The organism is Arthrobacter sp. Br18 (assembly GCF_000520555.1).
Taxonomy (GTDB): Bacteria; Actinomycetota; Actinomycetes; order Actinomycetales; family Micrococcaceae; genus Arthrobacter_D.
In genome coordinates this window covers 122,913-135,172 of sequence record NZ_KI914846.1, presented here as the reverse complement: position 1 = coordinate 135,172, position 12,260 = coordinate 122,913, and the positions used below count along the sequence as shown (strand labels likewise).

At 67.7% G+C, this 12,260-nt stretch carries 12 protein-coding genes and 1 pseudogene; 6 read left to right on the top strand and 7 right to left on the bottom strand.

Annotated elements, in window-relative coordinates:
- From Y704_RS23195 to Y704_RS0103365, 3 genes are all read left to right on the top strand, one after another.
- Nucleotides 1-1,055, top strand: a 1,055-nt coding sequence (locus tag Y704_RS23195; RefSeq protein WP_035771420.1) for a dihydrolipoamide acetyltransferase family protein, incomplete at its 5' end; no start/stop codon positions are given.
- A gap of 107 nt (nt 1,056-1,162) precedes the next feature.
- Nucleotides 1,163-1,807 (top strand): membrane protein YczE, encoded by a 645-nt coding sequence (locus Y704_RS0103370; protein ID WP_026549052.1) that lies wholly within the window; start codon nt 1,163-1,165, stop codon nt 1,805-1,807.
- Nucleotides 1,808-1,859: 52 nt separating this feature from the next.
- Entirely contained in the window at nt 1,860-2,723 is an 864-nt protein-coding gene (locus tag Y704_RS0103365; protein WP_026549051.1) for an MBL fold metallo-hydrolase, read from the top strand.
- Here the strand turns inward: Y704_RS0103365 and Y704_RS18735 are convergent.
- The gene (locus tag Y704_RS18735; RefSeq protein WP_155850192.1) at nt 2,671-3,555 is read right to left on the bottom strand and encodes an FAD-binding protein; all 885 of its coding nucleotides are present in this window, start codon (nt 3,553-3,555) and stop codon (nt 2,671-2,673) included. The genes Y704_RS0103365 and Y704_RS18735 overlap by 53 nt on opposite strands.
- A gap of 262 nt (nt 3,556-3,817) precedes the next feature.
- On the opposite strand from Y704_RS18735, the gene Y704_RS18730 reads away from it, so the two are divergent.
- Nucleotides 3,818-4,243: an ester cyclase gene (locus tag Y704_RS18730; protein ID WP_051476651.1), complete on the top strand. Its 426-nt coding sequence runs from the start codon at nt 3,818-3,820 to the stop codon at nt 4,241-4,243.
- An 84-nt stretch (nt 4,244-4,327) separates the two neighbouring features.
- On the opposite strand, the gene Y704_RS0103350 is transcribed toward Y704_RS18730, so the two are convergent.
- From Y704_RS0103350 to Y704_RS0103335, 4 genes are all read right to left on the bottom strand, one after another.
- Complete coding sequence (locus tag Y704_RS0103350) at nt 4,328-4,900, bottom strand: MOSC domain-containing protein (protein ID WP_026549050.1); 573 nt, start codon at nt 4,898-4,900, stop codon at nt 4,328-4,330.
- Nucleotides 4,901-5,134: 234 nt separating this feature from the next.
- A complete protein-coding gene (locus tag Y704_RS18725; protein WP_275451053.1) occupies nt 5,135-5,731 on the bottom strand; it encodes an AAA family ATPase in 597 nt (198 codons plus the stop codon).
- A 32-nt stretch (nt 5,732-5,763) separates the two neighbouring features.
- Nucleotides 5,764-6,627 (bottom strand): universal stress protein, encoded by an 864-nt coding sequence (locus Y704_RS0103340; protein WP_026549049.1) that lies wholly within the window; start codon nt 6,625-6,627, stop codon nt 5,764-5,766.
- A gap of 25 nt (nt 6,628-6,652) precedes the next feature.
- Nucleotides 6,653-7,552, bottom strand: a complete 900-nt coding sequence (locus Y704_RS0103335) for a universal stress protein (protein WP_051476649.1) — start codon at nt 7,550-7,552, stop codon at nt 6,653-6,655.
- A gap of 132 nt (nt 7,553-7,684) precedes the next feature.
- Here Y704_RS0103335 and Y704_RS0103330 point away from each other — a divergent pair, with 132 nt between their 5' ends.
- Nucleotides 7,685-8,521: a formate/nitrite transporter family protein gene (locus Y704_RS0103330; protein WP_026549047.1), complete on the top strand. Its 837-nt coding sequence runs from the start codon at nt 7,685-7,687 to the stop codon at nt 8,519-8,521.
- Nucleotides 8,522-8,524: 3 nt separating this feature from the next.
- Here Y704_RS0103330 and Y704_RS0103325 read toward each other — a convergent pair whose 3' ends face one another.
- Nucleotides 8,525-9,763 carry a CapA family protein gene (locus Y704_RS0103325; protein WP_026549046.1) on the bottom strand — a complete coding sequence of 413 codons (1,239 nt, stop codon included), beginning with the start codon at nt 9,761-9,763 and terminating at the stop codon, nt 8,525-8,527.
- Nucleotides 9,764-9,826: 63 nt separating this feature from the next.
- Between Y704_RS0103325 and Y704_RS0103320 the strand changes: the two genes are divergently transcribed.
- On the top strand, nt 9,827-11,056 hold the full coding sequence (locus tag Y704_RS0103320) for an MFS transporter (RefSeq protein WP_026549045.1): 1,230 nt from the start codon (nt 9,827-9,829) through the stop codon (nt 11,054-11,056).
- A 459-nt stretch (nt 11,057-11,515) separates the two neighbouring features.
- Here Y704_RS0103320 and Y704_RS18720 read toward each other — a convergent pair.
- A pseudogene (locus Y704_RS18720) lies at nt 11,516-12,260 on the bottom strand (glutathione-dependent formaldehyde dehydrogenase); the annotation flags it as partial.

The following is a 12,260-nucleotide window of genomic DNA, read 5'->3' as shown; positions in this document are numbered from 1 at the left end:
CGGCCGGCCCAGCCGACGCCGGTCCACCCGCAGCGCCCGAATCCGCGGTGTCCGGCGAAAATGGCCGCGGCCGCGGAAGCACTGTTCCGCACGCGGTGCTGTGCGTGTCGCCACTAGTGCGGAAGTTCGCCCGGAATGCCGGGTTGGTGCTGCGCGACATCCCCGGCAGCGGTCCGGACGGACTGATCCTCCGCCGGGACGTCGAGGCCGCAGCCGAGGCCTCCGCCGGCGCGCAGTCGGCCCCTGTCACTCGATCTCCGGCATCCGACAAGGACGCCCCGGCCGCACCCAGTGCGTCCGTATCCGTCGCAGCGTCGGGGGACGCTGAGCTGGACTCCCGTTCCGGACTGACGGTACTTGAAAGGACCCCGCTGCGGGGCGTCAGGAAGACGATCGCGGACACGATGACCCGCAGCCGGCGCGAGATCCCCGAAGCAACGGTGTGGGTGGACGCGGATGTCACGGCCCTCGTGGACCTGCGCGCCCAGCTCAAGCAGCGGAACGCCGACTCGGCTCCGGGTCTGCTCGCCTTCATTGCCCGGTTCGTGGTGGCAGGGCTCGCCAGGTATCCCGAGCTCAACACGCGCATCAACACCCTCGATGACGGCTCCCAGGAGATCGTCCGGGTGGCGGGGGTGAACCTCGGTCTCGCGGCACAGACGGACAGGGGACTGCTGGTGCCGAGCGTCCGACATGCAGACCGGATGAGCGCGCGGGAACTCGACGCCGAAATCCGGCGGCTCGCGGACCTGGCACGGAAGGGCAGGGCGACGCCGGCTGACCTCACCTCCGGCACGTTCACCCTGAACAACTACGGGGTCTTCGGGGTGGACGGTAGCGCGGCCATCATCAACTTCCCGGAAGCTGCCATCCTCGGCGTCGGCAGGATCATCGACCGCCCGTGGGTAGTGGACGGCGCGCTGGCTGTCCGCAAGGTGACGGAACTGACCCTGTCGTTCGACCACCGCGTGTGCGACGGCGGCACTGCCGGCGGCTTCCTCCGCTACGTTGCCGATGCCATGGAAAATCCGGGAAGTGTGCTCGCCGACCTGTAGGTTTGGGTGTACCCGCCTCAAAGGCGCGGGGCAGGCGCGCCTTCCCGTGCGGCCCGGCTTGGCGGCTGCAGCCTGTTGTCGCACCCATTCAACGATTGAGTAGCACCATGCATCTTCCCGTACGCCGCTGGGCCCAGCTCCTCCTGGGTCTCTTCCTCTACGGCGTCTCCCTCGCCATGATGATCCGGGCCGGCCTGGGTGTCTCTCCCTGGGACGTCCTGAGCCAGGGATCCTCGCTGCAGACAGGCATCCCCTTCGGGTGGATGACCAACATCATCGGCGCCCTGGTCCTCCTGCTCTGGATTCCGCTGCGCCAGAAACCCGGGGTGGGGACCGTGCTCAACGTGCTCCTCGTCGGTCCAAGTGCTGAGGTCGGCCTGGCCCTGATGACGGAGCCGGATCAGCTCTGGGCGCGGGTGCTGCTCTTCACGGGCGGACTGGTCCTCCTCGCGGTCGCGAGCGGCCTCTATATCGGGGCACGCCTGGGGCCCGGCCCCCGTGATGGTCTGATGACCGGTGTGCACTCGCGGTACGGGTTGCCGATCTGGCTGGTGAGGACCACCATCGAGGCAACGGTTCTCGGTATCGGGTGGGTCCTCGGCGGAACCGTCGGTCTGGGGACGGTGGCTTTCGCCCTCCTCATCGGCCCCCTGATCAACTTCCTGCTGCCCCTGCTGCGGGTGCCCGAGCCTGTCGATCCACAACAGGCTGCCCCGACCGCCGCCGTGGAGCCTACGCAGCAGAGACCGTGACGCCCAGCCCGTGAAGCCTCGACCGAGAACACCTCCGACCGAAAGGTAACCCATGTCCATCGCGCCCCCCGAATCCGTGCGGAGCAACCCCTGGAGAAAACTCGGTGCCGGCGTGTGGGTACTCCCGACCCCGGGGTTCGGCATGAATACCGGCCTCGTGCTCGGCGCAGACAGAGGCCTCGTGATCGATACCGGAGCGGGGCCCCTGCAGGCACAGGACATCTACTGCAGCATCCGGACGCTGACGGACCTGCCGCTCGCCGTCGTGAATACCCACGCCCACGGTGATCACTATTTCGGGAACAGCTATTTCGCGGCCCAGGGCGTCGGGGAATTCTGGGCGACAGCGCGCTGCAGGGAAGTATGCATCGAGCAGGGCGAGGCGCAGCGCGGCCTGGTGGCAGGCATCGAACCGGGCATGGCCGCGGCCGACGGGGACAACACCGACATCATGCCCCCCACCAACCTGGTGGAAGGAACCCCCGTGGATCTGGACCTGGGCGGTGTGTCGGTGACGCTGTTCCACCTGGGCCGGGGACATACCGACCATGACCTCCTGGTGGGTGCCGGCAACGTGCTCTTCACGGGCGATCTGGTGGAGGAGGGAGCGGATCCGGCGTTCGAGGATTCATTTCCCGCCGACTGGCTTCGGACCCTCGGCAAGATCGTTGCCCTCGAGGACCTGTACGACGTCTTCGTCCCGGGGCACGGAAGCCCTTCAGGGGTGGAGCATGTCACTACGCAGCTGGAGAGGATGCGCTCCGCCATCCGCGTGACGAAAGTGGCCATGGATGAGGCGTCCACCGACGTGACCAAGGCCATCCCCCTGCTGCCGTACGGCCCGGAACAGTCGCGCGTGCTCCTTACCCGACTGCGGACCCTGGCGCACTGGCAGTGGCTCGACCGGAAGCACTGACGGGGTGACGCGCTCCTGTGAAGACCTTGCGTTCGAGGAAATCGTTGCGGAACTTCCGCTCGGGATCCAGGCGTTCCGCGAGTACCCGGAAGTCGGACCAGCGCGGGTAGAGCAGCTCAAGCGCATCTGCTTCCGCAGCGGATCCCGGCGCGTCGGTTCGGCTCTTCAGCCAGGCCTGGCTGATCACGTCGCTGCGCCAGTCCGTGAAGAAACTGACGCTGTAGGCGGAGGAGGTGGCGGCGTCGAAATCGGCGAGGACATCCCTCCAGGGGATATCCGTGAAAACGTCCTGGCGCACGTCGAACGCGGGTTCGATGCGCAGCGTGAGGCTGCTGACGATTCCCAGGGCGCCCAACCCCACCACCATGCCGTCGAAATCATCGGTGATGTCCCGCTGGACGGACAGTAGTTCGCCCGATGCCAGGATCAGGTCCATCCCGACTACGGCGGTGGCCAGGTTCCCATTCGCGTCGCCCGAGCCGTGGGTGGCGGTGGCCACCGCTCCAGCCACGGAGATGTGGGGAAGGGAGGCGAGATTGTGGAGTGCGTAGCCGCGCCGCTGCAGTTCGTGGGCCAGCACCCCGTACCGGGTGCCGCCGCCCACGCTGACCGTGCCCGCCGCCCCATCAACGACCATGCCGGAGGGGAGATTCTCCAGCGACACGAGGACGCCGGCCGAATCGGCGAGGTCGTTGAAGGAATGCCTCGATCCCAGGGCGCGGAGCTTCGGCGCCGAGGCAACCAGCTCCTGAAGCCCGGCAAGCGATCGGGGGAAGGCGAGGCGGGTGGCCCGATAGGTGTGGTTGCCCGCCCAGTTCAATTCACTTCTCACATCTGGTCCTTGATCGTCAGCCTGGTGCCACTCTACAGAGGACGCCCCCACAGGACGCCCATCGCCTCCCGGTCAGCCGCCGCAGATCGACTGGCGCCAGACAGGCCGCCAGGCAGGCAGGCTGCCGGGTAGCCGCGCAGGCCGGTCCGGATGTCGTGCGGCCGACGCCCCCCCCCACAAACGGGACCTTGCTTGCCCGTGGCCTCCTGCTCATACTGGCAGGAGGTGCAGTGAGCAGTGCGCGAGACGGCAAGGAGTGGCCATGCCGGATGATCCGGACCTACGCGGAGTGTACGAAAGGATCATTGATGGTGTCAGCGCTGACGACGCCGGCGTGCTGGAGGGTTTGGTCGCTGCCGATCTGATCGACCACAATCCGGTGCCGGGTCAGCCGTCGGGGCGTGAGGGCTTCATCTCCTGGATGCATGGCATGCATGCTGCCTTCCCGGACATGACCGGAGCCATCGAGGACACCGTGGTGGAAGGCGGCAGGATCGCCGGCCGGGTGCTGTGGACCGGGACGCACCAAGGAGAGTTCCTCGGTCTGCCCGGCACCGGGAGGCGGATATCCATCACCGCCATGCACCTTGTCCGGTTCGAGGGCGGGATGGCCGCGGAATGGTGGGGTGCCGCTGACCTTCTCGGCGCCGCGATGAGCTTGGACGCACGCCTTGAACCTCCCCGGTAGGCCGGACTGCGCGTTGGGCGCGGATCTTCCCTACAGCTGGCCACAAGCGCCGTCTGAAATCGCCGCGGGAGCGGGTCAAGGCGTCTACGGCAGCCGTGAGGGCCGCCGCAGGGTGGGCAGATGTGCCTGGTCGGGCTCGAGAGGGACAGGGCTGATCAACACGGCCGGCCCGCGGTGCAGGATCCCATCCGACAGCGGCCGGCAACGTACTCCTCCCCGCCCGCGCATCGCGGCGTGCGCCCCCGAAGCCAGGACCCGGTCCATCCATGCACAGGGATGGGCAGGCCGTCCACCCCGAATCCGCACGAGGTCACCCTGGGATTCCAGCGCGAACTCCTCGCCCAGGAGCGGAGCCAGCTGGGCGCCCCTCAGGATGACGTTGCGCCGGGTGAGCAGCGGGTCGAAGCGCGCAGCGCCCAGCTCCTCGGAGATGGCTTCCAGGGCCTCGACGGCCAGCAGGGTCACCGCGGCATCCATGTGCGCCGCCTTGCCGAAGAACCGGTCCCCGACGATCCCTTTGCCGGTCACCAGCTCCACCCGGTCGGCATCGATGGTGGGGACGTCCGCCGCACCGTCGCGTGCGCGGCCGAAGTACGCGTGCGCCGGTGAGACGAGCAGATGCAGGACCTCCACGTCATATCGATACGATGCCGTCATGCCACCAAGCTATCCCGTAATGCGTTGATCGGGTGCAGGTCGGGTCGGCGTCATCGGGAGGTTCACGGCGAGTCGTGTCTCCCCGACGGAAGCGCGTGAAAATCGTTTCCAGGAACCCTGCGTCGATGCCGGGTCCGTCGTCGGCCACCGTGATCCGGACCCGGCGGTCCGTTCCCTCAGGGCCTGTACCGAACACGGCGGTTGCAGGAGGGTGTGATCGGCGGCCGGGAGGAATCAGAACTTCGCGGGAGGAAACTTCGGCCCGCACCCGAAGTCTGTTCCTGTGATCGCTGCGAGGTCCGCCTGGACAACAGCCGGAGGACGTGACGCATCGAGCACCGTGAAGGTGGCGTATTCGGGAAGCGATGCGTACCCGGCCTGAAAGGCAATCAACCCCTGCAACGTCTCAGTGTCCGCGGCTCGTCGGGCAATTCGCTGCAGGGCGAGAGCGGGGTCGAGTTCGAAGTGGACCACCGCGTCAGGACGGGGCAGTACTGATAGCAGCCAGGGGATGACGTAGCCCCTGGGCAGACCCCTCATCCGGCGCAGGGCCAGCTGGCAGACAAGCCCACGGTCCAGGATGACAAGCCCGGAGCGGCGCCGGGCCCGGATCGAATTGACCAGTACGTTCCAGCTGCGTGCCGAGGACTCCAGACAATCCTCCACCCGAGGCGCCGGTCGGAAGCCCAACCGGGCCCACATCGAGGCCATCGCCATACGCCCCGCCGGATTGCGCAGGAGGCAGGCCTGCTCCCCGGAGGCGCGGGCAGCATCGACGACGGCGCGGGCAGCCGTGGTCTTCCCCGCGCCGTCAATTCCCGTGAGGAGGATGAGCAGAACGGCTCCTTCCCTGCAGCGACACGCTAGTCAGTTGCTGTTCCGCGCCACACGATCACATTGCCTTTCGAGTGGTGCAGCACGGCGTGGGCGGTCGACCCCAACCGGGCGGCAAGCCCGCTGACCCCCTTCGATCCGAGGACCAGACACTGGGTGCCGGCCACCTCGTGCAGCAGCATCTCAGGCACGGAGCGCCCCTCCGGCAGCCGCACCTCGAGCCCCTCCTCGAGCCCTGCGGCGCGCGCCACCGCGGCTGCTTCATCGACGATCCGCTGCCCTTCCTCGGCAGGAGCCGGAAGCTTCGGGCCGGATTTGGGCCGCGGCACCGCATGCACGATGCGCAGCGGCGACGCGAGGGCCAACGCCAGGCTGCAGGCGAAGGTCAAGGATTTCCTGCTGAAAGCCGACCCGTCCACCGCAACGACGACCGGTCCGGATACCGCAGCGGCATCGCGGATGATCGCGACAGGGCAATGGGCGGAGGCGACGAGGTGAAGGCTCGCGGAGCCGATCAGCAGGCCGAAGAAACCGCCGAGGCCCCTGCTCCCGGTCACCACTAGGGCGGCATGCGCCGACGCCCGGGTGAGGATCTCCGACGGGTAGCCGACCTCGAGACGCGTTTCGATGGGAAGGCCGGGCGCCTCCGTGAGGGCCGTTCTGCGGCCCTGGGCCAGGGTGGTCACCGCTGCATGCTTGAGACCGCTGTCTGCGACACCGTTGACGGGCCCCAGATCGTGTGTCATCAGCGGCCAGAGCCAGCAGTGCACGATGACCAGCTTGAGCTTGCTGCGTGCGGCATACCGGGCTGCCCACCGGACCGCAGCCTCGGATACCTCGGAGCCGTCGTATCCAACGACGACCGGGGCGCTGTTGTCGGGCTGCTGTGTCATGAATGTCTCCAGATCGGTGTGGCGTTCATTGCGGAAGGCGTGTGATCAGCGTGGGGCAGGGCGGGTTCAGCAGTACCTTATGGCTGACGGAGCCGAGCAGCATGCGGCGGACCGCGCCGCGGCCGAGGCTTCCCACCACGAGCAGCCGGGCCGCCGACGCGGCGCTGATCAGTGCTTCGGCGGCCGGCAATTGAGTCTCCAGGCGGCTGCTCACCGAAATCCCCGGGTAGGAAGCTGTCACTGCGGACACTGCTTTATCCAGGATGCCCTGGGATGCGGCGACGACGCGCTCGTACTCTTCGCCACCGGGCGTCTGCGCCCAAGCCTCGGTGGGGGAGATGGCGCAGGACGTGAGCACGAGCAGGTCGGTCCCGATCATCGATGCTTCCGCCGCCGCAGCGGCGACGGCCTGGCGTGCCTCAGCTGAACCGTCGGTTCCCACCACAACCCCCGCAGCGAGCGAGAGGTCCAGCGGGGGAATAACCGCCACAGGCGCGAAGCTCATGACGGCCACCTGCTGGCTGACCGCTCCCGTCAGCTCTCCTGAGCCCGCGTCCCTCTTATCGGTGCCAAGGACCACCAGGCGGGCGGACGCGGACAGCTCGCTCAGGGCGCCGACCACGTCGCCGCTGTGCACATGGGTGCTGACATGGAGGCCCGGCACAAGAGCCTCCGCCTGTCTTGCTCCTGATTGGAGGAGACCGCGGGCGGCCGCGATGACGGCGTCGTAATGGGTGGCCTGCGGCATCAGCCAGTACTCGTGCACGGCATGGACCAGCTGGAGCGGACACTGCAGGGCACCGGCCTGCCGGGCGGCCCAGTGGAGCGCGGCGGCGCTCGCGGGCGAGCCGTCATAGCCGAGAACGACGGGATCCGCGGGTGTCGTTCCTTCCGCAGCCGGCAGCAGCCCTTCCCCCAACATCATGTGCCCAGCATTGCACTAATGCACGGGATCGCACAGCGCGCCACCCGCCGGGAGGACCTACCCCCCGGTCCCGCGGCTTGCTCATTACACTTGCTCTGACCGGCAGGAAGTGAACAAACCTAGGGGATGCACATGAGCGAGGAGCGTCGCAGGGAACTGGGGGAGTCGGATGCACCTGTGGAGGAGGAGCTCAGTGAGTCCTTCGACGAAACCATCACCGAGGGTGCCGAGCGGCTGAACCGTACAGGACGCAACGTCCTCGTTACCGGGCTGTTCGGGGGCCTCGAGATCGGGTTGGGCATCATGGCGTACCTCGCGGTGCTCTATGAGACCGGAGACCATCTGCTGGCGGGGCTGGCCTTCAGCGTGGGCCTCGTGGCGTTGTTCCTCGCGCACAGCGAACTGTTCACCGAAAACTTCCTCATGCCGGTCGCTGCCGTCGTCGCCCGCGAGGGAAGCCTGCGGCAGCTCGGGAAGCTCTGGGGCGGAACCCTGCTGGGCAACCTCGTGGGCGGTTGGGTCTTCGTCTGGATCGTCATGCAGGCGTTCCCGCAGTGGAGCGACACCGTCAACGACGCCGCCCATCACTATGTGGACCCGCCGTTCTCCCTCCAGACCGTGGCGCTCGCCGTCCTGGGCGGCAGCACGATCACCCTCATGAGCCGTATGCAGCTGGGCACGAAGTCGGATCCGGCGAAGATCGTGGCGACCGTGATCGGCGGCTTCCTCCTCGCTGGACTCCAGCTGTTCCACTCGATCCTGGATTCGCTGCTCATCTTCGCGGCGATCCACTCGGGCTCGGACGTCACTTACGTGCAGTGGCTCGGATGGTTCGGGTACACGCTCCTCTTCAACGTGCTGGGCGGCATCGTCCTCGTGACGCTCCTCCGGCTTGTCCGTACCAAGGAACTGATCGAGGAGCGGCGCCGCGAATCACCGGCCGACCCGGAGGATGCGCACGGCGGGTGACGCTCAGGGGGCCGGCGTCTCGGCGGCAAGATCCCACTGGTGCGCGCCTTCCCCCGCGGCACCGAAGGCCTCCACGACGGAGCGGGTCCGTTCCCGGGCGGCATCCTCGACGTCCGCCGCCGCGCACGACCCGGCCGGCTGGTCGGGGGCGAGGGAGCACCACCGGTACGGGTCGCGGACGATCATCGACGGGACCCAGGCGAGGTCGCGTACGCTCCACGCCCCGGCGTCGTCCTGCGCGAACTGTGCGCGCACCGTGAGGCCCTCGTTGTTCACGTCATAGGTCGGCGACAGTTCGGTGACACCGTTTCCCAGCCCGTAGACAATCCAGGTGTCGGCGTACTTTTCGATGGGCAGCACCGAGTGGGTGTGGTGCCCGTAGATGAAGTCGATGGTGCCGCTGTCCGCCAGGGCGTGCGCGGTCTGCACCTGCTGATCGTTGGGCATCGAGGCGTACTCGTCCCCGGCATGGAGAGCCGCGATCACGACGTCGGCGCCCTGGGCGCGGGCGGCCTCGGCCTTCGCGACCATGGTCGGGATATCGAGCATGTCCACGCGCCACGGTTGATCCGGGACCAGGCCGTTCAGGCCATAGGTCGCCTCGATCACCGCCACCCGGGCGGCCGGAGTCTCAAGCATCAGGATGCGCTGGGCGTCGGCTTCGGTCGCGTAGGACCCTGTGTGGCCAAGGCCCGCGGCATCCAGGGTGTCCAGTGTGCGCAGCAGCCCCTCGATGCTCGCATCGATGCTGTGGTTGCTGGCCGTGGTGCACGCCTGGTATCCCACCTCCTTTGCCGCAGTGACGATCTGGGGAGGCACATTGAACTGGGGGTAGCCGCTGAAGGGACCCTCGGGTGGAGCTACCGGTGTCTCGAGGTGGCAGAGCCCGAGGTCGCTGTTCTCGAGGTAGGGCCGTTGCGCGGCGAGGAGTGGTTCGAAGTCCAGGGAACCCTTTCCCGTCTCGGCGGCGTCGTCGGCTGCCTGGTCCCACAACTGGGGATGCACGAGCAGGTCACCGCTGACCGTGACGCTGAAACACCGTTTGGTGGGGCACTCGGGTCCCTTGCCCGGCGTCGGCTCGGGCTGCGGAAGCGCAGCGGGAGGGGCAGGCGTAGGGGCCGCCGCGACGGTCGGCGATGCGGTTGGATCCGGGGTGTCCTCTGCAGGCTGGGCGGAGCAGGCGGAGCTGAGCAGGGCAACCGCTACTCCGAGCGATGTGACGCGTGTGAGGATTCTGGCCATGCCACATGTTCCCAGAGCCGGGGACCCGCGCCAACACGGCCGGGCGGTGGCTAGAGTAGAACGGTGCCCAAGGAAACCTTCAGCTTCAAGGCGATTGCTGTGGGAGCCTACGGTCCGTCACTTCTCCACGGAGTGGCGACGGGCGCGATCCTTCCGGTCATCGCTCTCACCGCCCGTGACCTCGGTGCCGACCTCGCGACGGCGGCCCTCGTCATCACGCTGACGGGCATCGGGTCCCTGGTCACCAACGTGCCCGCAACACTGATCGCCACGCGCTTCGGAGAGCGGACCGCCCTCGTCGGCGCGGCGCTGTGGGGAGCCGCCGCGATGTTACTCGCCCTCCTGGCGCCCAATCTCGCGGTGTTCGGAGCGGCGATCTTCATGGTCGGCATGTCCGACGCGGTGTTCGGGCTGGCCCGCCAGAGCTACCTGACGGAGGTGGTGCCCATCCATTTCCGGGCACGCGCCCTGTCGACGCTGGGCGGCGTGACGCGCATCGGCGTGTTTCTCGGCCCCTTCGCGGCAGCGCTCGCCATGAGCGTGCTGGGACTCGACGGCGCCTACTGGGTGGGCGGTGCTGCCGCGATCGCCTCGGCCCTCCTGGGCCTCGCAGTGCCGGTACCCGAGGCCCGGGAACGCCGTGCATCCCGCAGTTCGATGCCGGCAGCGCTCGATACACCGTCGGCACCAACGGTGCGGTCTACTCTCCGCAGCCATTCTCGGATTTTCCTGACAGTCGGAATCGGCGTCCTGCTCATCGCAGCGGTTCGTGCGACGCGGCAGGCGGTTCTCCCCCTGTGGGCCCAGAGCATCGGGCTCGACGCGCCGACCACCGCGTTGATCTACGGGATCTCAGGGGCCATCGACATGCTGGTTTTCTACCCAGCCGGAAAGGTCATGGACCTGAAGGGACGCCGCTGGGTCGCTGTGCCCTGCCTCGTGATCATGGGGACGGCCCTCGCGGTGCTGCCCTTCACCTCCTCGATCACCGGGCTGGTCCTTGCCGCACTGCTGATCGGGTTCGGAAACGGGATAGGATCCGGAATCGTCATGACCCTCGGTGCTGATTTCTCACCCTCGCCGGGCCGACCGCAGTTCCTGGGCGTGTGGCGCCTGCTCAGCGATATCGGCACCATGTCCGGGCCGGGCCTGCTTGCCGTCGTGACCGGCGCGGTGTCGCTGTCCGCGGGTATCTGGGCTACGGCATTCCTGGGCTTCCTCGGCGCATTCGTCCTGTGGTTCTGGATTCCGCGGACAGCTCCGCCGTCGGCTGATCCCGCCCGGGTCGGGTGAATAAGTGCTGCGTTCTCAGGCGCGCAGCCTCCGTGCGAGCGTCCTGAGAGCCACGAAAGCGGCGCCTGCCGCTGCGACCAGGGCCCACCGACGACGATCGGGTCCAGCCAGGAGTGATTTCCGTCAGCACGCCGCTTCCCGGCGCGGGAGGAGATGCCGTGCCGGCGTCCCTCGGACAGCACGCCCGTTTGGGTGATCGGGTTATCCGGCCGTAACGAGGCGAGCGATTTCAGATGGGACACCCAGGCGTCCACCCGATCGGCGAGGAGAAGGATCAGCCAGTGGGCGGCACGGCCTTCCCCGTAGCGGTAGGCATAGCGCCGGATGGCGCCGGACACCCCGTGCAACGGCGCGCTCGTCCCGAAGACCGGCGTCCGGGGATCCGGGCGCGCAACGCTTCGGGTGTCGGGATGTCCCTGGGCTTGTTCGCGACATAGGGCGTTGACGGCATGATGGCTCCTAACTGGGGTTCGCGATGACGAGCGTCTTGATGCAGTTGTCGAGCGGAACATGTGATACCCCTCGGCGATGTCCTCGAGGGGATCCGGTGGGTGACGATGTCGTTGGGCTTCAGGTAGCCGTTCGGATGTGATTGAACAGGCGCGGCCACTGCCGCTTCACCGGCGTCTGGTTCATCCGCAGGGTAAGGCCCTTGTTGAGCGCGTCACCGAACTTCACGGCGCTGAAAATAGGGCCGTAGGCCCCGACGACGGATACCGTACCGCCCTTGCGCACCGAGTCGATGGCCCAGTCGAGGGCGACGGGAGAGCCGCCCTGCAGCTTGAGTTTGGTGCCGTTCACCTGCTGGAGAAAGCTACCGTCCGCTTCCGCTCCCACGGCGTCGATTCCGACGTCGGCCCCCAGGAAATCCGTCGCCTTCTTCATCTCGACGATGATGTCGTCGTACCGTTGTAGGTCTCGGCGTGGGCGAAGATGCGGGCCTTTTCCAGCCGGCACTCCAGATGGTCGATGACAAGACCGCGCCCGGCTCCCATGAGCCACGCCGACTTCGCGGCGTACAGTCCCACGGGGCCGGCGCCGAACACCACCACGGTGTCACCCTCGACGATGCCGCCGAGCTGCGCACCGAAGTACCCGGTAGCCAGGGCGTCCGTCAGGAACACTGCGTCCTCGCTGTCCATCCAGTCGGGGATGATCGTCGGCCCGACATCGGCGGCGGGCACGCGCACGAACTCCGCCTGCC

Bases quoted from the DNA above. Each gene is read 5' to 3' on its own strand.
- Y704_RS0103370 (WP_026549052.1), top strand. From the start codon at position 1,163: ATGCATCTTCCCGTACGCCGCTGGGCCCAGCTCCTCCTGGGTCTCTTC.
- Y704_RS0103365 (WP_026549051.1), top strand. From the start codon at position 1,860: ATGTCCATCGCGCCCCCCGAATCCGTGCGGAGCAACCCCTGGAGAAAA.
- Y704_RS18730 (WP_051476651.1), top strand. From the start codon at position 3,818: ATGCCGGATGATCCGGACCTACGCGGAGTGTACGAAAGGATCATTGAT.
- Y704_RS0103350 (WP_026549050.1), bottom strand. From the start codon at position 4,900: ATGACGGCATCGTATCGATATGACGTGGAGGTCCTGCATCTGCTCGTC.
- Y704_RS0103340 (WP_026549049.1), bottom strand. From the start codon at position 6,627: ATGACACAGCAGCCCGACAACAGCGCCCCGGTCGTCGTTGGATACGAC.
- Y704_RS0103335 (WP_051476649.1), bottom strand. From the start codon at position 7,552: ATGATGTTGGGGGAAGGGCTGCTGCCGGCTGCGGAAGGAACGACACCC.
- Y704_RS0103330 (WP_026549047.1), top strand. From the start codon at position 7,685: ATGAGCGAGGAGCGTCGCAGGGAACTGGGGGAGTCGGATGCACCTGTG.
- Y704_RS0103325 (WP_026549046.1), bottom strand. From the start codon at position 9,763: ATGGCCAGAATCCTCACACGCGTCACATCGCTCGGAGTAGCGGTTGCC.